Source organism: Paenibacillus sp. FW101-FHT12H11, from assembly GCF_058790355.1.
In genome coordinates this window covers 76,381-97,527 of record NZ_JBYTCO010000011.1, presented here as the reverse complement: position 1 = coordinate 97,527, position 21,147 = coordinate 76,381, and the positions used below count along the sequence as shown (strand labels likewise).

The 21,147-nt window shown below is 43.9% G+C and carries 17 protein-coding genes and 1 pseudogene; 14 read left to right on the top strand and 4 right to left on the bottom strand.

Going from position 1 to position 21,147, the window contains the following annotated elements:
* The first annotated feature begins 187 nt into the window (after positions 1 to 187).
* The 3 genes from AC3WTJ_RS30285 (at position 188) to AC3WTJ_RS30275 (ending at position 7,619) form a co-directional block, all read left to right on the top strand.
* Positions 188 to 2,260, top strand: coding sequence for an ATP-dependent nuclease (locus tag AC3WTJ_RS30285; protein ID WP_492524870.1), 2,073 nt, complete (start codon positions 188 to 190; stop codon positions 2,258 to 2,260).
* Positions 2,253 to 4,175 carry a UvrD-helicase domain-containing protein gene (locus AC3WTJ_RS30280; RefSeq protein ID WP_492524869.1) on the top strand — a complete coding sequence of 641 codons (1,923 nt, stop codon included), beginning with the start codon at positions 2,253 to 2,255 and terminating at the stop codon, positions 4,173 to 4,175. The genes AC3WTJ_RS30285 and AC3WTJ_RS30280 overlap by 8 nt, the downstream gene beginning before the upstream one ends.
* A gap of 366 nt (positions 4,176 to 4,541) precedes the next feature.
* Entirely contained in the window at positions 4,542 to 7,619 is a 3,078-nt protein-coding gene (locus AC3WTJ_RS30275; protein WP_492524868.1) for an NACHT domain-containing protein, read from the top strand.
* Positions 7,620 to 8,087: 468 nt separating this feature from the next.
* Here the strand turns inward: AC3WTJ_RS30275 and AC3WTJ_RS30270 are convergent.
* Both AC3WTJ_RS30270 and AC3WTJ_RS30265 read right to left on the bottom strand, forming a co-directional pair.
* A pseudogene (locus AC3WTJ_RS30270) lies at positions 8,088 to 8,804 on the bottom strand (BaiN/RdsA family NAD(P)/FAD-dependent oxidoreductase); the annotation flags it as partial.
* A gap of 156 nt (positions 8,805 to 8,960) precedes the next feature.
* Positions 8,961 to 9,842 carry an FAD:protein FMN transferase gene (locus tag AC3WTJ_RS30265; protein ID WP_492524867.1) on the bottom strand — a complete coding sequence of 294 codons (882 nt, stop codon included), beginning with the start codon at positions 9,840 to 9,842 and terminating at the stop codon, positions 8,961 to 8,963.
* A 220-nt stretch (positions 9,843 to 10,062) separates the two neighbouring features.
* On the opposite strand from AC3WTJ_RS30265, the gene AC3WTJ_RS30260 reads away from it, so the two are divergent.
* From AC3WTJ_RS30260 to AC3WTJ_RS30250, 3 genes are all read left to right on the top strand, one after another.
* Positions 10,063 to 10,746: a response regulator transcription factor gene (locus tag AC3WTJ_RS30260; protein WP_127458044.1), complete on the top strand. Its 684-nt coding sequence runs from the start codon at positions 10,063 to 10,065 to the stop codon at positions 10,744 to 10,746.
* A complete protein-coding gene (locus AC3WTJ_RS30255) occupies positions 10,743 to 12,266 on the top strand; it encodes a sensor histidine kinase (protein ID WP_492524866.1) in 1,524 nt (507 codons plus the stop codon). Before AC3WTJ_RS30260 ends, AC3WTJ_RS30255 begins: the two co-directional genes overlap by 4 nt.
* 804 nt (positions 12,267 to 13,070) lie before the next feature.
* Entirely contained in the window at positions 13,071 to 14,165 is a 1,095-nt protein-coding gene (locus tag AC3WTJ_RS30250; RefSeq protein ID WP_492524865.1) for a hypothetical protein, read from the top strand.
* A gap of 57 nt (positions 14,166 to 14,222) precedes the next feature.
* On the opposite strand, the gene AC3WTJ_RS30245 is transcribed toward AC3WTJ_RS30250, so the two are convergent.
* Positions 14,223 to 15,167, bottom strand: coding sequence for a metallophosphoesterase family protein (locus tag AC3WTJ_RS30245; RefSeq protein WP_492524864.1), 945 nt, complete (start codon positions 15,165 to 15,167; stop codon positions 14,223 to 14,225).
* A 268-nt stretch (positions 15,168 to 15,435) separates the two neighbouring features.
* Here AC3WTJ_RS30245 and AC3WTJ_RS30240 point away from each other — a divergent pair, with 268 nt between their 5' ends.
* The 3 genes from AC3WTJ_RS30240 to AC3WTJ_RS30230 are packed head-to-tail and all read left to right on the top strand — an operon-like array spanning position 15,436 to position 17,380.
* Positions 15,436 to 15,804, top strand: a complete 369-nt coding sequence (locus tag AC3WTJ_RS30240; protein ID WP_127458717.1) for a GntR family transcriptional regulator — start codon at positions 15,436 to 15,438, stop codon at positions 15,802 to 15,804.
* Positions 15,804 to 16,700 carry an ABC transporter ATP-binding protein gene (locus AC3WTJ_RS30235; RefSeq protein ID WP_492524863.1) on the top strand — a complete coding sequence of 299 codons (897 nt, stop codon included), beginning with the start codon at positions 15,804 to 15,806 and terminating at the stop codon, positions 16,698 to 16,700. The genes AC3WTJ_RS30240 and AC3WTJ_RS30235 overlap by 1 nt, the downstream gene beginning before the upstream one ends.
* Positions 16,697 to 17,380, top strand: coding sequence for a hypothetical protein (locus AC3WTJ_RS30230; RefSeq protein ID WP_492524862.1), 684 nt, complete (start codon positions 16,697 to 16,699; stop codon positions 17,378 to 17,380). Before AC3WTJ_RS30235 ends, AC3WTJ_RS30230 begins: the two co-directional genes overlap by 4 nt.
* Before the next feature lie 42 nt (positions 17,381 to 17,422).
* On the opposite strand, the gene AC3WTJ_RS30225 is transcribed toward AC3WTJ_RS30230, so the two are convergent.
* Positions 17,423 to 17,653 carry a spore germination protein gene (locus tag AC3WTJ_RS30225; protein WP_127458720.1) on the bottom strand — a complete coding sequence of 77 codons (231 nt, stop codon included), beginning with the start codon at positions 17,651 to 17,653 and terminating at the stop codon, positions 17,423 to 17,425.
* A gap of 212 nt (positions 17,654 to 17,865) precedes the next feature.
* Here AC3WTJ_RS30225 and AC3WTJ_RS30220 point away from each other — a divergent pair, with 212 nt between their 5' ends.
* The 5 genes from AC3WTJ_RS30220 (at position 17,866) to AC3WTJ_RS30200 (ending at position 21,105) form a co-directional block, all read left to right on the top strand.
* On the top strand, positions 17,866 to 18,162 hold the full coding sequence (locus AC3WTJ_RS30220) for a LiaF transmembrane domain-containing protein (RefSeq protein WP_127458721.1): 297 nt from the start codon (positions 17,866 to 17,868) through the stop codon (positions 18,160 to 18,162).
* A 39-nt stretch (positions 18,163 to 18,201) separates the two neighbouring features.
* Entirely contained in the window at positions 18,202 to 18,897 is a 696-nt protein-coding gene (locus AC3WTJ_RS30215) for a PspA/IM30 family protein (protein ID WP_127458722.1), read from the top strand.
* Complete coding sequence (locus AC3WTJ_RS30210; RefSeq protein ID WP_492524861.1) at positions 18,866 to 19,330, top strand: PspC domain-containing protein; 465 nt, start codon at positions 18,866 to 18,868, stop codon at positions 19,328 to 19,330. Before AC3WTJ_RS30215 ends, AC3WTJ_RS30210 begins: the two co-directional genes overlap by 32 nt.
* A gap of 3 nt (positions 19,331 to 19,333) precedes the next feature.
* Positions 19,334 to 20,020: a PspA/IM30 family protein gene (locus tag AC3WTJ_RS30205; protein ID WP_492524860.1), complete on the top strand. Its 687-nt coding sequence runs from the start codon at positions 19,334 to 19,336 to the stop codon at positions 20,018 to 20,020.
* A 194-nt stretch (positions 20,021 to 20,214) separates the two neighbouring features.
* Positions 20,215 to 21,105: a polysaccharide deacetylase family protein gene (locus tag AC3WTJ_RS30200; protein ID WP_492524859.1), complete on the top strand. Its 891-nt coding sequence runs from the start codon at positions 20,215 to 20,217 to the stop codon at positions 21,103 to 21,105.
* Positions 21,106 to 21,147: the final 42 nt, after the last annotated feature.

Below are 21,147 nucleotides of genomic sequence, written 5' to 3'. Positions count from 1 at the left end.
GAAGAAAGGTTGAAAGACGTCTAGACACCCTGGCGAGCACTAGTCAATTTTGTATAACTATTTATGCGAAATTATTGCAACAGTCTGTTTATATCAGATGCTGATATATTTATATAGAAATTTCATGACAAATCCCATAAAATAACAAATGGAGTTCTAACAAATCATAAAAGGATGACTGATTAGAGTGTATCTTAGTGAACTGAAGATATGGGGATTTAGAAAGTATGGACTCAAAGGGGAAAACTGTGAACTTCCTGGTCTAGTTGTTCATTTCAATAATAGCTTTAATCTCCTAATAGGTGAAAATGACGCTGGAAAGACTGCTATTATAGACGCAATTAAACTTACACTAGGTACTTCAAGTGATGATGCTTCTAAAATTTCAGAAAAAGATTTTCATGTGCTTTCAACTGGTGATGTGTTAAAAGATATTAAAATCGAATGTACATTTACTGATTTAAGTGAAGATGAAGCAGGACAATTTCTTGAGTGGCTCTCTTTCGATGAACAAGGGGCATATCAACTTCAAGTGAGATTTCTAGCAAAATGGACCAATGACGTTATAACAGGAGAAAGAATAGAGAGAGTAGTTAAAGCAGGTCCTGAAAACAGTGCTTTACGATTAGAGGGAAGAGCACGAGAAATTATCCGCGCAACTTATCTCAAACCGTTACGCGATGCTGAAAATGAACTAAAACCAGGTATGCGTTCTCGTTTAGCTCAAATCCTTAAGAATCATCCTGCATTTTTAAATAGTAATCCGAGTGAACAACATGTACTCGAACAAGTATTTAAGAGAGCAAATGATGAAATTGAGGTTTTTTTTGAAAAACCTTACGACGGAGAAGCCACCATAAAATCTGAATTACAATATTACCTTGACCAGTTTTTTCACATTTACAAAGAGGATGAACCTAATAAAAATCCTCAGTTTAAGATAACTCAAGTTAAATTAAATGAGATTCTAAAAAGATTGAGTTTGAGCTTAGATGACACCTCTTCTGGTCTTGGAAGCTTAAACCTCTTGTTTATCGCTACCGAATTATTGTTAATTACTGATGTTGTCAATTTCGGGGCTAATATTACATTAATTGAAGAGATTGAAGCTCATCTTCATCCTCAAGCACAGTTGAGATTAATAAAGTACTTGCAGAGTAGAAATTATGAAAATACTAATGGGCAGTTTATTCTTTCGACCCATAGTACAACTTTAGCTGCATCTACAGCCCTCAAACACATTATACTAGTTCAAAGCGACGTTGCTTATCCGATGAGTTCTGAAAATACTCAATTGGACGAAGGGGATTATCGATTTTTGGAAAGGTTTCTGGATTCTACAAAAGCCAACCTTTTCTTTGCTAAAGGTGTAATATTTGTAGAAGGTGACGCGGAAAATTTATTGTTACCGACCTTCGCAGAGTTGTTGGACAGGCCTTTACATAGGTACGGTGTAACAATCGTGAATGTGGGGAATACAGCCTTTAGTCGTTACGCAAAAATCTTTGGTAGATCAGAACAGTGGTTGGCTAAGTACCCTTCATTAAATATGCCTGTCTCTATTATTACGGATGTTGATGTCCGCCCATATGAATATTATGTCGATAAAGAAACAACTGGCACTGTCTATGCATTCCAAACTGAAGACCAGTTGCTAGAAGTTTCTAGACTCGTAGACTTAGATGTAGATGATTTGCGTCATTTAGAGAGCGTTGCATTCCTTACGAAAAAGGAAATGAAAGAAGCATTGAGTTTATTGAATGATGATATTTCGCAATCTGTATACAAACAAATCTATGAGATTACAAACAACACTATTACAGATGAACTCATCGAACAACTAAAGGAGAAGAAATCAAAAGCAATAAACAGTAATCTTCAAATAGAAAATTCCAATATAAAAGTTTTTGTGGCGCCGAACTGGACGTTAGAATATGAAATAGCTTTAAGTGCAATATGGAAATATGCTGCGAAATCTATACACAATGTTAAGTTTAAGGATCCTACGAGTGAAGTGAATATTAGGAAGCTAGATAGACAATTTCATGAGTTAGAAGGACAGGATATTCGGGCAAGAGCATACGCCTTGTATAAACCTCTACTTGATAAAAAGGTTTCTAAAGCTTCGGTAGCTCAGGAGCTAGCTGATCTATTACATGCTAATAAGTCTGATATTGCGGATATAATTTGTGGGGAGCCGTATTTGGAATATCTTAGGGAAGCTATCTTTCATGTAACGGGAGGAAATCCGAGTGTTTGAAATTAGTCAAGACGAAATCCAACAAATTGAACGGCTTCTCCTACCCCACGGTTGTAATTTTACTGAAGAACAAGTTAGAGTGTTGTGTTTGAATAATTCTTTTGATGTTGTCGCCTGTCCCGGTAGTGGGAAAACCGCTGTGTTGATTGCTAAAATAGCTATATTATTGAAAAAGATGTCAGACTCATCCAAAGGTATCTGTGTTATTACTCATACAAATGTTGGGGTAGAAGAAATTCTTAGGGAACTACAACGTGCCAATATTAATAATTTGTCTCACCCGCATTTTATAGGTACCATTCACGACTTTCTGAACACTTTCTTTGCAATGAGGGCATATAATCTGTATTTCAATAATAGTAAAAGAGTTAACATCTTAGATGATGATGACTACCAAAGATTATTTTCTAGACAATTTAAGCGAGTTTTACCGTGGTGGACTGTTAGAATTCCCATGGCTAGGAATCGTAAAGTCAATTTTGATAATAATGGTTCAGTAAATTTAATCGATTCAGACGGAAGTCAGCGTGATAACGCTATTGCTCAATCGATTAACGTCATGTTAGTAAATGGTTTTCTTCGTCATACCGACACTCTTACTTTATCTGAATGGTACATTAAAAACCATTTAGAGGATTTGCAGAAGGCTTTTAGAAGCAGGTTTCAGTTTTTGTTTATCGATGAAACTCAAGATACTAGTATTCAACAGTATGACTTGGTTTGTTCTATATTTAACTGCGAGATAGAACCTAAGGAGACCAATGTTATCATTCAAAGATTTGGTGATCCTTATCAAGCATTATATAACCTCTATAATGATGAAGATGACGCTTGGGTTCCTCGGGATGAGGATAGTATTCAAATAGCCACTAGTAATCGCTTTGGTGAAACTATTGCAACAGTATTAAGAACCACATGCATTAAGCCTTACACTATATTACAAGGGAATCCAGGAGTGAATTCTTATAAACCATATATGTTTATCTTCAATGAAAGAAATAAACAGAAGCTTTTAGAGACATATGCTGAGGTTATTTTAGATCTCGAAAAAACGGATGATTCTTTTAAAAACAGCAGCAAAAGAGTCTACGCTGTATGTAAAAATCATGATGATCTAATTAATTTTAGCTCGGATTATACAAAGAAAACCATTTCTAGTGGCATTGACTCTTCGGTTAAGCAATGCCATGATGAAATATTTAAACTGATAATAAAGATACTGAGACATTTTGATGTATCTTCAAAAGATAAAAAGGGATATTATACAGTTGATTCTTTAAAAGAATACCTGAGTGAATATCATGACTTAGAGTATATTCAACTCCGTAAAAATATTACCGCTTGGGTCAGAAGGCTGCATCCTTCTTCAGAAGAACAGTTCAATGATGTTGCTCGAGATATTAAATTAATCATTGAGGAACTTATTATAACTATTTGGAAAGTTACACTAGGCAATGATGTACCGGATGATGAATTTAGTTCCGTTGGGAAGAAATTTATAGATATCCTAGATAAGAAAAAGCAAAATGAAAAAGGTAACCCAAATGTTATTAATCATGAAGGGGTAATTATAAACTTAGATTCAATTCATGCTGTTAAAGGCGAGACACATCGAGCCACTCTTATTATTGAATCGACCAGTTTTCTGGAAGATGATATTCAAAATAAATATGGTTCAGACTTGTGTAGTATCTTTGGTTTCCTTATGGGCGAGCATGATGCAGAAATAGCTAGTAACGAACAAATAAAAAAGTACCTGAAGTTAGCTTATGTTGGTTTAAGTAGGCCAACCCATTTTGTTGGGATTGCAATCAATGAAGTTCAAATAAGTAAACTCGGAGATTTGAATCAAATATTAAATCGTGCCTCAGATACTGGTTGGAACATAGTCGTACTACCTAACATAGCAGAATGATATTACCTCTATATCTGGTGTAGCCACAAATTGAATAATAGATTGTTTTTTAAGTATATAATTTCAATTTCTAGGTCTTGCTGTGGGGTTCCTATAATAACATCGAGCTTAACATTACCAAGAAATAGTGTAATATACTGATCATTATAATCACAAAATTTTCAAGGCAAAAATTAAAAGGTATGAACCCGGTGCGATACCGAACTCATGCCCAATAAGTTGTTTTAATTCTCTCTGGGTACATTCTTGAATGAAATGTTCCATTAAATATAATCTACTTTAAAATATGATAATGTGCTATCTATAAATAGTTAAAAGTTGGAATTTTATATATGGAGTAAGAAAGGAATTAAGGAGCGTATTAACATGAATTATATAAACGAGGAACTTATTGAAGAAGAGTTGGCTTTAGTCGAAGCAAGGAAGCCACAAAAATTTTCAAACAAAGATTATCCTTTTCAGCAGTTAACCGAAAAAGATTTTGAACTCCTGTTGTATTCTTCTTTCCGTAAAAACGGTCAGAGACTCTTGGAATTCGAAGATTGTCACTTAGTGGCCGGCACAGGTGACCAAGGAAGGGATATCATCTTGGTACAGAAAGGAAAGACAGTTGGCGTCATTCAATGTAAGAGATATCAATCTATGATCACTAAACCGCAGGCTGCAAAGGAGATTATCAAGTTTGTACTAAACGCACTTCAGCAACCTAGAATCTATAGCTTTAACAACTTGACTTACTTCTTTGCCGTGTCCAAGGGGTTCAATGGTGCAGCCTCATCGCTTTTGGAGCATTTTTCTAGTCAGATTGAACAAGAAGTTAATATTAATAAATGGATTCGCGAGGTTCAAGGTGAGTTTAAAAAAACAAATCTAAATTCTTCTATAGATTTAAACCAAATCCTCGAAGCTCTAAAACACATGAAGGTTCGGAAACTACTCCCTTTTGATATAGGTGAGTTGATGGATAAGGATATAATCAGTTCTTTTTTTGCAGTGGACAAGGTAATTGATATTACAACTTTCCAGAAGATGCTAAGCAAGCCCGAAATCGACTTGAGAGACTTCATGAAACAATACCGTGAAAGTCAACGAAATAACTTTTCAAGAATTAACTTCTTTGGTTTGGCCATTACGACTAAGCCGCGTGAAGTACCCTTTGAGAAACTTTTTGTTACACCAACTATCCAAAAACGAGGTGAGTCACATTCGAGTTATTTCATCTCGTATAATTATAAAGAAAATGAAAATACAAAGTCTATAGGTACAGATATTAAATCATTTTTGAATAGAGATACTATAGAGTTTAGTTCAATATTAAACTCCCATCCAACAGGAGTTGGTAAAACTGAATTTTATAGTAATTTTCTTAAAGAAATATTAATAGATCGATACACCGATCAGACGTCTTTCTTCGAAAACTCTTATAAAATGCCTGCTAAACGAGCTATACTTCACGTAGAAGAAATCTTGAATTCTAGAAAGAATGTCGTTGTCCTTGGAAAACCAGGTGCGGGGAAATCATCTTTGGTAAAGTACCTTATGATTCAAATGCTTTCTGAGCCTCATCATAGCAAAGGCATTCCATTTCGTGTAGAACTTCAAAAATATAATATGGAGAAGCAGCTAAATTCAATTGGGTTAATTGACTACATTTTCAATCAATTGCGGTCGGAACATCAGATTCACAAAATAAGAAAAGATGACATAGTCGAAATCTTCTCACATCAGAAAGTGGTTATTTTTTTCGACGGTATGGATGAGGTGCTGGATGTTCAAGAGCGAATTTGTGTTCGAAATGACATAGAAAACATCGCCATTCAATATAAGAACTTAAAATGTGTGGTTACAAGTCGGTTTGAGTCGTATGATGAGGTGAATTTTGAAGAACAACAATTTGAAGTGTTTGAAGTGAACGATTTCGATGATAAACAGGTTAAAGAATACGTCCAGAAATGGTACGGAATCGAGGAAACCAATTCCGTATTGCGCAGAAAGGAAGTGACAGCATGTCTGAATGAATTGCAAAATATTGAAGATGAATTGAAGCGTAACCCGCTCTTGCTCACTCTAATATTAATATTGTACCGAAACGAATTAGAGCTTCCAACCTCCAAACTGGATGTTTATGAAGGTTGCACATTCACCCTAGTAGATACCCGTGATACAAAAGAGAAAAAGCTAGGTACGGACTTGCCAATTTCTAATAAAATAGCAACTTTTTCATCTCTTGCCTATTGGCAATATAACAAATTGATGGACAAAGAAGAGCCTCCTATAACCCATATGTCAGCGCTGCTACATGTGAGAAACTACCTTCTTGAGAAGGGTGAATTTGAATTTGAGCACGAAGCGAACGATGTCGCAAAAAACTTTTTGGATTTTGCCTTTATTCGGTCCATCTATGTGGAGAATAATTTCACACATAAGACTTTCTTGGAATATTTCACTGCTTATTATTTATTCAGCAATTTATTTTCTAAGGGCAAAATGGATCAATTAAATGAATTTATTGACGACAACATCGAGTCCTCTTCTTGGCATGTTGTTATTGAACTGCTAATTTGCAAAATTGATAAGGCTCAGGGGGATTTTTCAGTCATCGACGGAATCGTAGATCGACAGCTGTCTGCAAACAAAGAAGAATCGGTTTTATTCTTCCTATCTATTTTGAAATATTTGCAAAATATCAGCCCGCGGATGATCAATCGTTTGTTTGAATTAAGCATTGCTGCTACAATCCAAGATATTCAAAACTCGAATAATGCAATTGCCCGTTCGATGAACATTCAACTAATGGAGTTATCAAAAAATGAGAGATTCTCAAGAAAGTTGATTAAGAAACTTGACGAATATGAAGAAAGCATATCCTCAAAAATTCAAGATAACAATTATAATGCTTTCCTATTCGAGAACGGTGTTGTTACGTCTCGATATGTCCGGATTGTTACAGATCCAAAAATGGCTATGAAAGAAGATCCATTTCTCTTCACACTCTTTGCCATACCGCAGATGACAAATGTGGATGCCTATGAAACGCTCTTGAAGGAATATATTGTGGCATACAACGACAGGGCTCTTGTGATGACTCACCAGACCAGATACGGTAGCAACATATTCATGGGTTCGAGTAGCTTCCAGTGGCTTTCAAGCTTTCTATTCTCAAAGGATTACGAGCGTTTTGTCGAGACATTTCGCAAATTGGTTAAAAATGGAATTAGTAAGTTGAGAATTATAAAAGGGATCAACCAGGACAATGGTTCAATCCTAGTCCCTTATGAGACACTTCTCTCATTCTTGGATATTGAAACAAGCCTGGCCCGAAAAGAAATCATTCTAACAGCATTGAGAAAGTATTATAGTTACGATATTGGAAATAAGAAGGAAAGAGAACCCTTTTACAAAGGAGTCGTTAACTCTAAGCGGAGATTTCCCTTGCCTAAGTAGCAAAGTAACAAAAATAGAAGAAGAGTTGCACGGAAAAGTGAACGTTATATGGGGCAGAGATTTTGTTGAGGAAAGAATTATTCAAGAAATCTTAGAATTAATGACAGCAGTTTATGATCAACAACAAGTATCAAAATTTCTCATAACCTTGCCCGAAGAACTAAAACATAAATTAATGCACAACCAGAGTATTAATGTTTAAATACATATATCCCTTGCAGTGCAACCGCAGAGGATATATTACTTTTAGTTATTTCCTCCCGATTTTACGGATATTTCAATCGTCAGCAAAAATCTTCCCTTTAAGATACGTAATATAAATTCGTTATTACAAATATCCATTTTGTCCTCAAAATCTCCGAAATCCTATGCGAGCAAGCATTGGTGTAAAATAAAAATAAATTTCCCCTTAAAAGTGCTGATTTAAATGAGAAATCTACTCTATGCACTTATGCATGTGGGTGATTCAAAAAGCATGTCCCCCCTGTGGGAGATGACAGCCTTTCCTTTGGCGTTCCACACGGACAGTGTCACGTCGCGCAAAGAAAGCCCCTGCAGCTCGCGGCTGCGTATCCAACCTTCCTTCGAGGTCAGCGGGACCTCAGTTGGAAAAAGCTGCGTGATCGTATGCCCGCCGGCTTCCGCCCACGCATATCCGTCTCCCGTGGAGCCGGTATGCGGAACGGAGCATCCGCCCGAGGCGATGATGACAGCGCGGCTGTCCATCTTCTCGCCGGAGTGGAGCTGGACGCCTTGGACGCCGCCGTCCTGGAACAGGACCCTTTTGACCGGACTGTTCGTCCGGATCTCAACACCCTGCTTGCGAACTTGTCCGATCAACGCGTCTACGACGGTTTTGGCCTTGTCGCTGACGGGAAACATACGCCCGTTATCCTCTTCTTTCAGACGAATCCCAATATTTTCAAAAAACTCGATAATGTGCTTGTTGCCGAACTGCGTCAAAGCACTGTATAGGAAGCGCCCGTTGCCCGGGATATGCCGAATAAGCTCATCCATGTCTTTGTTATTCGTAACGTTGCACCTGCCGCCCCCGGAGATGCCAAGCTTACGGCCGAGCTTATCCCCTTTGTCGAGGAGGAGAACCTTGGCGCCTTGGCGGCTTGCGGCAATACTGGCCATCAAGCCAGCAGAACCTCCGCCGATGACAATGACATCATACTTCATACGATACCTCTAGTTCATTTTTGAAAAATTGTATCATGTTTTCGTTCTTACTAACAACCTGTGGATAACTTGTTGATAAAATAACCATCCTTGTGGGTAAACCATCCAAAATATGTGGATAATGTGCGCAAGTATGTGGATAAAGGTTCCAGTGGTTTAAGATACCTTATCCTGAAAGTGATAATGGTCGATTCGCATATCCAGCCATCTTCGTTGGAGAGAGGCTTTTTTCCCGAAATAGTGAAGCTCCTGTTCCGCGGTAATCACAACCGCTTCACACACGGAGGTGCGCTTGGCCAGCAGCGCCAGCCCTTCATGAACACCAAGTCTTGCAAGCGTCCTGGCCCATACTTGGCATTCCACAAGATCTTCACCGGCAACCGTGCACTGCACGACATCATGCACCGAGCCGGCACTCGGATCTTCGAATTGGCTATATGTCGAAAGGGAACCTTCAGGTAAAGCGATGGCACCTAGCTTGGTGTTGGCATGCCAGGGGTTCTGAATGCCGATAATCCAAGGATCAATGCCCTGCGAGCTTCGACCCCATACCGTGATTTCTCCTCCGGCGAGGATTAACCCTTGCTCCAGGGAAAGCTGTTTCTGCATATATTCAGCTAATCGTTTGACTGCCCAACTCTGCTCAAGTCCTCTCAAATGAATGTTGGCATTATGGGGGAGCTTAATCGATTTCATGGAGGGATCTACTTCCCATTCCAAAAGGGCGGCGGCCTGCACGCCTTCGGATTGAAGTGGATTATAATAGCCATCGGTTACAGCTTGGTACATTTCGGCTAAAAAGAGTACCTCCAGCATGGTGTTAGAAACCATGCAATTTTCCCCGGCTAATGTATTTAATAGAGAAATTTCACTGTCGGCAAGAGCCGGGCTGAAACGCTTGTCGACATTGCGAAACCAATCATCAGTTAATTGCGTTATGAGTGTGCGCTCTTTATCTTCACAGCGGAGGAATAATTCGATCTCAGCCTTGAGCGATTGGAAATGGAACGAATGGAAGGAAGGGGCAAATGGCTCCATAAGTGTTTCCTCTTTTCTTTGGTGTCCTTATGATGTTGGTCTAATTATAGAAGCATTACCTGAGATTCAATTGATAGTTAGCTGAAAAATTACTGAAAAGTGATAGCATTCAGCAACCTTTCAGCTTTTGCTCAGGTTGCTTTTAGGCAGGATATGGGATACTGACTATAGAAAATGTCTGTAAAGCCTGTATTGAATTGAACCCGGGAGGAACGACCCCATGCGCCAGTTAAAAGGAATCAAAATTCTGCTCGTAGACGACGAGCCTCATATTTTGGAATTTTTAGAATTAGGCCTGACGAATGAAGGCTTCGAGGTGATGACCGCAACGGATGGCCTTTCCGCCATCACGACATGCAATAAATTTCAGCCGCATATTGCGATATTGGATGTGATGATGCCGGGGATGGACGGATTCGAGGTTTGCCGTATGATCAAAAAGACGGAAAACATCGCCGTCATCATGCTGACAGCCAAGGACGAAATCGATGACCGGGTCAAGGGGCTTACGATCGGTGCGGACGATTATATGGTCAAACCGTTCAGTTTTGAAGAGCTGCTTGCCCGCATTTATGCGCGGATACGCAATCATTTTCCAAACTTGTTTGGTGAGGTTGTGATTGGACCGCTTCGCATGGATGACCGTCGGAAAGAGATTAGCCTGCATGACAGAGTACTGGAGTTATCCCCAACGGAGTATGAGCTGCTCAAATTTATGGCGATTAATCATGGACTTGTGCTCAGTAAATCAATGATTCTCGATAAAGTTTGGGGATATGATTTCGGCGGCGAAGAGAATATCGTGGAGGTGTACATTCGGTCCTTGCGCGATAAGTTGAACGATAAGGAACATAAGCTGATTCGCACAATTCGTGGAGCCGGCTACCGGATGGATTTGACATGAAAAGGAAGGGCCGGTTTGCCGATCTTTTTGTAACGGGCTCTCTGAAATTTCAACTGCTTTCTAGAACTTTGTTAGTGCTATCCGTACTGCTGCTGCTCATTGGCGTGTTTCAATATGTCGTTATGCAGCGGTTCATGTATCAAAATAAAGCGGAGACCATCCGCAATCAGCTTGCTGCACTGCCTCCGAATATGCTGCGTTTGGGTATGGGAGCTGGAGACGGGCAGACCCCCGTGTTTCCTTCAAACCGCGAGAACCGGCCTGGTTTCGCTGGCGAGCAGGAGCGGATTTTCGTATCGGAGTTATCCATTGCTTTTATTGATGAAAAAGGAAATTACAAGCTGATCTCTTCCCCTTATGAGCAGCCAGCTCCACAGCTAAGCCAAGAAGAGTATCTGAGTCTTCTGGCAAAGAAGCAAACGAAGCTGGAGCACCGCATCGTCAAAGATGAGAAGGGCAATGACCAACTTGTGGTTTTTCATCAGATTGGCGGAGAGCCTGAACGATCCCGGGGCGGTCCCGGGGGGCCAGGCTTCCAGGGCATTATTCAAGCCAGCACCAGTGTTGCACCGATTCGGGATGTGCTCTTTCAGCAGTTGCTTACTTTTATCTTTCTATCCTTGTTAGCTATGGTGTTCGGTCTTCTGGGCTTCCTTCCCGTCTTGCGCCGAACGCTGGTTCCGCTCTCGAAGATGGTGGATACGGTCAAGCAAATTGATGCAGGTAACCTGAACGAACGATTCCCCGCGCATCAAGGACAGGTGGAAATCGATCGTCTGGCCACCTCATTTAATGGGATGCTGGAACGGTTGGAGATATCTTTCGAGGCGGAAAAGGAAGCCAAAGAGCAGATGCGCCGTTTTGCAGCGGATGCTTCGCATGAGCTTCGCACACCGCTCACGTCCATACACGGCTTCCTGGAAGTGCTGCTTCGCGGAGCGTATCAACAGCCGGAGCCGTTGCTGAAAGCACTGAAAAGCATGCATGGCGAATCCGTAAGAATTAACAAACTTGTCGAGGATCTCCTTATGCTGGCGCGGCTTGACCGTTCTCCTTCTTTTCAGAAGACGGAAGGCGTGCTGGATGAGATGCTGCATGAGATGGAACCGCAGCTGCGTCTACTGGCAGGAGACAGGAAGGTGAACTTCCACCTGGCTCCCCGGACCCGGTATCTGTATGATCCGGATAAAATCAAGCAGGTTGTGCTCAACCTGTTCCACAATGCCGTTCAGCATACGCACCCGCTGACGGGGGAGGTCGGGCTCACGCTAGCCCAAACGCCATCTGGCGTGGAGATTGCGATCCATGACAATGGAGAGGGGATTGCCCCCGAGCACCTTCCTCATCTGTTTGACCGGTTTTACCGCATCGACACCTCACGGGCAAGACGGAGCGGCGGCGCCGGTCTGGGCTTATCGATCACGCATTCCATTGTCCAGCTTCACGGCGGACTGATTGAAGTGCATAGTATTGTGGGAGTGGGAACCACCTTTAAGGTGATTCTTCCTGCGGAGAAGTAAAAAGATGCCTATCTCGGCTGATGCCGGGATAGGTTTTTTGTTGTTACGAGGGGCATGACCTGGGTGCACTCTCGTGATTTTACAGCAGATACTTTTAACGGACTCAGCAGCCGTTATTTTGCCTTTTTGAGTGGATTTGAGAAACTAACGGACTGAGGAGCCGTTATTTATTGGTTTGAAGCTGTTTTAAGGCCATTTCTTGGCGATTAGCGGCATGTGAGTCCGTTAGATTCAAATCCTTGCCAAAAAGCAGCAAATAGCGTTAGCTGAGTCCGTTAGCACAGAGAGATACTCCTCACAAATCGGTGATCTGATGGTTGTAGTAACTTGAACACTCCAATAGTAGTTAACTAGTTAAAGTACCTGAATCGCATCAAAAAGCAGCCAACTGGTTAAGTACCGAACCCACCAAAAGTAGCCAAGCAGTTAAAATACCTGAATCTCACCAATCAGCCCGCACTTACGCCCACTCCTCCTGAGACTTCTCCAGTCCCCGATGCCGGCCGCACACCAGCCAGGACCAGAATTTCACCCTCGCCAGCAGCCCCGCGCTTGAAACGAAGGGAACTACAGGGCTCTATTTCCCTTCGACTAGTAAAAACCGCCCTGTAGTTCCCCTACAGAGTCTAACCATGCATTTTTTCACCAAAGGAGTGCGGAGACCAGTTTCCTTTTTCAGCCAATTCTCAGATACTTCTCAACCAACATTCAGTTTGTACTCAGATGTAATTCAGGTAAGGCATCTATACTAGGTTTTGTAAGGAACAAACAAAAAAATAATTGAAAGAAAAGGTGGAACACACGATGAAAAATATCTCCAGAAAAATTCTTACAGGTTCATTAATCGCTTCTTTTGTACTTGGTGTCGGTTTTGTTGGAGCCCTACATAATCAAGCATACGCAGATACGATAAGCCCTTCCACAAGTGACATGACTCAAAAAGCATTCCCAGGCAAAGGTGGAAAAGGCTTCGGAGATCGCGGCGGCTTCCGTGGCGGCAATGTGATGAAAGAAACAGCAACCATCCTGAGTGTTGAGGAAAGCGCAGTGCAAGAGGCATTGAAAGCAGGCAAAACATTGGCTGCATTCGCAGAAGAGAAAGGCCTGACGAAAGAAGACTACTTGCAAAAGCTGGTCGCAGCGGAGACAACATCCATCACGGATCAAGTAACTGCGGGTAAACTGACACAAGAGCAAGCGGACAAAATTATTTCCGGTCTCTCTGACCAATTAACGAAGCAAATCGATGGAACAGGGTTCAAAGGCGGTTTCCAGGGTGGTTTCCCGGGCGGCGACCGCGGTGGAAAAGGACCTGGTGGCGACAAACTCGTTGAGGAAACGGCTACCATCCTTAGCGTTGAGCCAAGCGCTGTGCATGAAGCATTAGAAGCAGGCAAGACTTTATCAGCGTTCGCCGTTGAAAAAGGCCTAACGGAAGCGGACTTCGTGGCGAAGTTAGTCGCTGCTGAAACAACAGCAATCAACGCTGAAGTTACAGCTGGCAAGCTGACACAGGAGCAAGCGGATAAAAGGCTTGCCGACCTTTCCGACCGCATTACGAAAGAAGTGCAAAGCACTCGTCCGGAAGGCGGACCTGAAGGCAGAGGCGATCACCGTGGTCCAGGAGGTCTAGGTGGTCCTGCCGGATTCGGCAACCCTGAAGCACTGACACAGATTCTGGGCATTACGCAAGAAGAACTGAGAACGGAGCTGGAAGCAGGGAAATCCATCGCTGACGTGGCTTCTGCCAAAGGCATCAGCGAAGATGATCTGATCAGCAAAATCAAAGACAGCATGACGGATAGCATCAAAAAACAAGTCGAGCAAAAAGGCAACGTCGGTCCTAAAGGCAAGCCTTCCAAAGACGAAGCAGCTGCTACGCCTGCGACAACTAACTAATTGAATAAAAAGCCGCACTCCTTTCCCGTTGATCGGGAGATAGGAGTGCGGCTTTTTTTATTTGACGTCGTAGCCTTTCGCGATGGAAGGTTCAATCCAGCGCTTCGTCGTATGCTCACGACGCATGATCACCACGCGGTCCTTGTAGACGTCCACGATGAGACTCTGGCTGACGCCAATCGTCTCTGGTTCGTTCTGCGCATTCCATACCTCGCGGATGGAGGCGCTGGAAGCGGCCAGAAACTTCAGCTGCTTGACTTGGTTGGTCGTCTCCAGGTTCCAGTGGGTATGGCCGCTGAACAAAATAACATTCGGGTGCTCATCCAGCAGCGCCCGCAGTTCCTGGTGCTGGACGACGCCCAGCTCCCGGTCTGTCCCATCCAGCGTCTGCGGCAGCGGCTGATGGAGGAACACGAACACGGGCTTGCCGGCATCCGCCGTGCCCGCGACCGCAAGCCGATCGCGCAGCCAGGCGAGCTGCTCGGCCGAGAGGAACGCATCCTCCTTATAGGAGGCGTTCACGTCACGATACGCTTCCCCGCTAAGGAAGAGGAAGCGGTAGCCCTCCACGATAAGCTCGTGATACGGCTTATCGTAGCCCCACACGCGGTCGAATAACGCGACCGCTTGTTTACTGGACCAGGCCGGATTCATCTTCGATGTATCCATGCCACCCTCCGGCGTACGCCATACGCCGTAGTAGTCGTGGTTGCCCATGGTCGCGTGCACAGGGGCATGCGGCTGGTTGCTGAGCAGCCCGATCAAGCTGCGATAGTCGCCCTCGGTGCCGCCCGTCAGGTCGCCGTTGAGCACCAGCAGCTTGCTCTCCGGGCGCAACTTGTGGTGATCGGCAAGCGCGCGGCTGAGCAGCAGCTGGGATACTTGATCCGTGTTCACGATATGGGTATCGCTAAGCACGGAGAAGGAAAATAGTGGGGCTCCCTGCAGGGCAGAGGGAGCCTCATTTATTTGGTTTTCGGCCAGGTAGCTTGCACGCTGCACGTCTTGTGTCTTTGACTCCGCACTATAGGCAGTGATTGGCGTTGATACGAGCAGCAGGGCAGCGAAAGTTAGACGTATTTTAGATAAAAACATAGGCGGAATACCTTTCATGGAGTAGTTGAATGACAATTTGTTTCTAGTGGTATTCCCAGTTCGGAGGGGATTTATGTTTGAAAGGGTGCCCAAAGTACGCAATGCCTGTTGACAATAGGGTAATTTGGTTGTATGGTTAATTACATGAGTAACTAACCGATGTGGTGGTGAGGAAATGGGTTTGACGATGGACGATAGCCGCCCGATTTTTGTGCAGATCGCGGAACGGATTGAAGATGACATTATTGAAGCAAGAATGCCGGAAGAATCGCAGGTGCCTTCTACGAATCAATTCGCAGCTTTTTATCAAATTAATCCGGCGACCGCGGCGAAAGGCGTTAATTTGTTGGTGGACCAAGGCATTTTGTATAAGAAACGCGGGATTGGCATGTTTGTAGCGGAGGGAGCGCGGACGAAGCTGATGGAGAAGAGAAAAGAATTATTTTATGAACAGTATGTCGTGGCGATGGTGAAAGAAGCTGAAAAGCTAGGTATAACGGTGGAACAGCTAACTGAAATGGTGCGAAGAGGAGGGAAAGTGTGATGACCCCCATTGTGGAAGTGAACGGGCTAACGAAGTCTTATGGGAACGTAACGGCAGTTGATCAGGTTAGCTTCAAGGTAGAAGCGAATAAAATCTATGGTTTATTGGGGAGAAACGGTGCAGGGAAAACTACAATCATGCATATTCTTTCTGCCCAGCAGTTTGCTACCAGCGGCGAGTTGAAGGTATTTGGCGAAGATCCTTATGAAAATAACCGTGTTTTGAATCAAATTTGCTTCATTAAGGAAAGCCAGAAATATCCGGAGGCTTACCGTGTCGCAGATGTGATGGAGATTGCCCGAACACTTTATCCGGATTGGGACGAAAAGTATGCCAAGTCATTAATTGAAGATTTTCGATTGCCTTTGAAAAGAAGAGTGAAGAAGTTGTCCAGAGGGATGCTTTCCTCTGTCGGTATTGTGGTTGGTTTGGCCAGCCGCGCACCGTTAACTATATTTGATGAGCCGTATTTAGGCTTGGACGCCGTGGCAAGAGCCTTATTTTATGATCGTTTGCTGGAGGATTATGCGGAGTATCCACGTACGGTGATCTTGTCTACGCATTTGATCGACGAAGTAAGCCGTCTGCTTGAGCACATTTTGGTTATTGATAACGGTCAGTTGATTCTCGATGAAGATGCGGATGCGCTGCGCGGCCGCGCTTGCACAGTATCTGGGTTGGCTACGGCGATCGACGCGTTCTCAAGAGGCAAGGAAGTGCTGGAGCGTCAGTACATTGGTGCTGCTGCAACCGCCACGATTCTGGGGGCTTTAACGGATCATGAACGGAGAGAAGCGGAGTCGCTAGGGCTGGAGTTTGCGCCAGTATCCCTGCAGCAGCTCATTGTGCATCTGACACGTACACCACTTGTGGGGAAGGGGTCTGAGCGGGTATGAATCGAGTAAGTAACGTCATTAAGCTTCATATGCGGAATAAAATGTCATGGTTAGTCGTCCCATGGATCATTCTTGGCTTGAACTTTGTTATCAGTTTTTTCATTGCGCTATCCCTGAATGAGGGGGAAACGATGAACACAGGCGGCCTTGCTTCCATATTCATTTACACGTTAGTTTCAGGCGCCGTAACCCTCAAAGATACATTCCCTTTTGCTTTGGGACTCAGCATTCGTAGGAAGGATTACTTCGTCGGAACAGCTTTAACGACTTTCCTCTACAGCATTTGTACAGCGGCACTGCTTATGATTTTATCATTCATTGAAGAAAGTACCGGTGGATGGGGAGTTCGTTTGCATATTTTCAAAATCGCTTTTTTGGGAGATACTTCGCCCATCGCAGTTTTCGGTATTTATTTGATTCTCTTGCTGCAAATGTACTTTCTGGGGTTTGCCACTTCCAGCATTCATAGGCGTTTCGGAGCATTAGGTATGTTAATCTTTTTCGCAGTAACTTTTTTGATAGGTACTGGTGGATCTATGTTACTATCCCAATTTGGCATGTGGGGAAGTATCTTTTCATGGATCGGTCAACATTATCTGGAGCTATTTTGGTGGATGGTGCCGTTAGTTGCTGTTTATATGCTAGCAGCATATGGTTTGTTGCGCAGGGCAGCGGTTTAATTGAAATGAACCCGGGAATTTGTTCCCGGGTTCATTTTTGCGTTACACCACATTATTCGTATTCGTATCAATAAGATCCGGGTCACTCGTATTGGCACTGCCGTTTAGGACATTCTGGACACTTCCGAAGCTATCCCCCGGAGAAAATGAGTTGGCGCCCGCATAGATCTTGGAATTACTCGATAGCCGTATTAAGGCGGTATCACCAAACTGGACATTCGAACCCGAGTTCACACTTAGAATTTTGACACCGCCATAGACCACTGAAGGCATTGATTCGGCCCCCTTCCCACTCACTTGATATTGTATGTACACGGCAGCCTATCTGCCACCGTAATATTCAGTCTGAACAGAGGTCGTAGAAGCGCCCCGACTAAGGTCTAGTATGAAATACCGTCCACGGTCCGTTTTGGAAAAGCTCGATTTTACCTAGAATAAAGACATGAACAAGAGCACAGCACATAACGAAAGGCGGTGACGAAATCATGAAAAGAAATACAGGCTTAGCCGCTCTGCTAATCGCATTCGGCGCACTGATTCTGCTTAACAAGTTGGGACTTCACATGGGACCCTTTATCGGTTCGGTGATGGGATACCTGATTCCGATCGGTATGGTCGGTCTAGGATATATTGGCATACAGAATGGCAATAAATTCGGTTGGCTGATTGCAGGGATCGGCGGTGTTATCCTGGTTGGCAAATTAGCCGGCTGGATCATTATTCTTCTGGCGATTGGATTGATTGGTTACGGGGTTTCGATGTTGACAAGAAGAACCGTGTAAATAGGATGGCAAAACAGAGTGGAAAAGGTGGTATGAGAGATGAGCCTATTGAGGCGTATGAGAGACATTACCGTAGCATCCCTGAATGAACATTTGGAACGGTCCGAAGATCCGGTTCGCTTGATCGACCAATACTTAGCTGCTCAGCGCGAACAGCTTCAGCAATCCGAGAGGCTGTACCAGCAATGCGTCACTCACGCAGCTTCGCTAAGGCAGCAATATCTGACGGCGTTAGAAACCAAAGAGAAGCGCGAGCAACAAGCGCTCTTGGCTCTGAAAGCCGGCGAAGAACATATGGCGCGGATTGTGCTTCAAGAGAAGCTGCAAGCTGAGGAGAAAAGCGAGCAATATCGCGAATTGTATGAGCAAGCCAAGCAATCCATCCTGGACTTGGATGAAGAGCTGCAGCAGCTCAAAGCAGATTACAAAGAAGTGGCAGATAAACGCAGCTACTACCTGGCCCGAATGGAATCCGCTCGCTTGCAGCAGAGATTGCATGCTCGCAGCAGCGTGTCGCAGGATGCGTCACCGCGGATGTTCGGCCGCTTGGAAGAGCGCGTATCCGATATGGAGCTTCATGCAAGAACGCTCCGAGATGTACGGCGTATGGGCCGCGAAAGCTACTACGGTGCGGGCAATCCGGCTGTAGATGCTGAACTTGAGGCGCTACGGAATAGGCTGAATCAGGAGGGAACAAACAATCATGAGCAAAATATACCGCTCACGAAGAGATAAAAAAGTAACCGGTCTTTGCGGCGGACTCGCCGAAGCTATGAACGTTGATGCTACATTACTAAGACTGCTAGTGGTCATCACAACATTTTTCACAGGCGGAACCGTCATTTTCATCTACTTTATCGCCGCTATTGTGATTCCGAAGGAGCCTGGCTACGACCATCCGCCATTTGATCCTTATGCCGGCTCGTATGCCCGCCCTCCGTACAACGGTGGTTGGAACACGACGGCTCACAAGCCGCACCCTGGTCACGTGCCACCGCATCACACAGGCTACAACGCGCCTTACGAGGCAAGCAAAACCAATAACATTGATGAAATGATGAAAGATATCGAGAAGAAAGCTTTACAAAGAGAAGTAGAAGAACTGAGAGCCAAAGTCGCTCGTTTTGAACAACAACAACCAATTGATATTAAAAAAGGAGACGTGTAAACCATGGGAGTATTTACAAGAATGAAGGATATGACAAAAGCATCAATTCACGAGGTATTGGATAAAATCGAGGATCCAATCGTTATGTTGAATCAGTATCTGCGCGACATGGAGCAAGAAATTGCGCAGGCTGAAGTAACAGTGGCTCGACAAATTGCAAGTGAGCGCAAATTGAAACAACGCCTTGAGGAGTCCGTTCGTCTAGTAGCTGATCGTGAAGCGAAAGCTTCTACGGCAATCAAAAACGGCCAAGAAGCGATCGCTCGCCAAGCGGTTGAAGAAAAATTGTACCATGAAGATAAAATTGTCGAGTACACGGATTTGTATGCTTCTGCCAAAGCGCATGCCGATGAGCTGACACAACAGCTTCATGAAATGAAAGATGAGTTCTACAAAATGCGCAACAAACGCAACGAGCTTGTATCCCGTGCTCAGCTTGCCAAAGCGAAAAAACAAATGGCGCAGGTTTCCTACAACGGCGTAATCGAAAGCGGCAACGCATCCCGTGGCTTCCAACGCATGGAAGAGAAAATCATTCAATTGGAAGTTGAAGCGGAAATCGCCCGCAAGCCATATGTACCCGCTGGTTCGGTAAGCAGCTACACACCTGTAGATGTTGCGAAACAAGCAAAGGTTGATGAGCAAATGAACCTGCTGAGAGAGAAATTAAACGGCAGCGCTGCTGAGTAAGCGGTTTGTAAGGAAAGGACCATCCTTAGGTTGAAATTGACCTCTGGATGGTCTTTTTTTATTTTGCTACTAGTGTGAAAGGAGGAAAAGGGGCTGTTCTTGTCGGATTTCCCGGGAAATATTGGGTTTAATGTCGAAAGCGCGAATAGCCATACTAAAATGGCACAGGAAACGCATGAAGAGGGGGAGCATCCATGGGGGATCAGAAACGGCGAGCAGGCGTTTATTTAATAGGGTTAATAATTAGCGTCAGTGCAGCAGGGTGTGGGACCGAACAAATACATACGGAGCAAGCGGCGCAAGTACCTAAACAGTTATCGGGAAAAATAGCGAGTGAGGTAACAGAGGTGAGCCCATCTGCCCCGCCGAATGATGACAAAGAAATAACGGTTATGGAGACGAGGCATTTTTATACAGGACCTCCACATCACAGTCCACCTCCAGTAGGGAATAAAATCGCCTATTTGACCTTTGATGACGGCCCGTCTAATAGTACAAGGAAGATTTTACATATTTTAAAAACCAATGGGGTAACCGCAACTTTCTTCGTCATAGGTACAGAAACGAGTGAAGGCAAATCGCTTTATAAAGAAATCGCAGCAGAAGGACACGCACTTGGGAATCATACGTATTCGCATGATTATAACCGTATTTATAAATCACCAGAAGCTTTCATCAAAGATGTGCGCAGGTTGGATCGACTTCTGGAGGAAACGGTCGGATTTCGACCTGAGATTCTAAGGTTCCCAGGCGGTTCGAATAATCAAGTGAGCCGTAAATCCGGCGGCATGGGAATTATGAATCAGGTGACGGCCAAGGCAAAAGAACAAGGTTACCAGTATTTCGACTGGAACGTTAGCTCGACGGATGCTGCTGCCCCTGTCCAGGATAGAGACATGATCATCGACTCGGTGCTGAGCGCAAGCAAAGGGAAAAAGCGTATTATCGTACTGATGCACGATAACACGTATAAGACCACGACTTTAGAGGCGCTGCCTGTCGTGATTCGCAAGCTGAAAGCAGCAGGCTTCCGTTTTGACAAGTTGCAGAAATCCTCCTTTACCTTTCAGTTCTTGGAGCCCTGATAGTTGCACATCGCGTCTCCTCTCGTTACGATGGAAGTAATG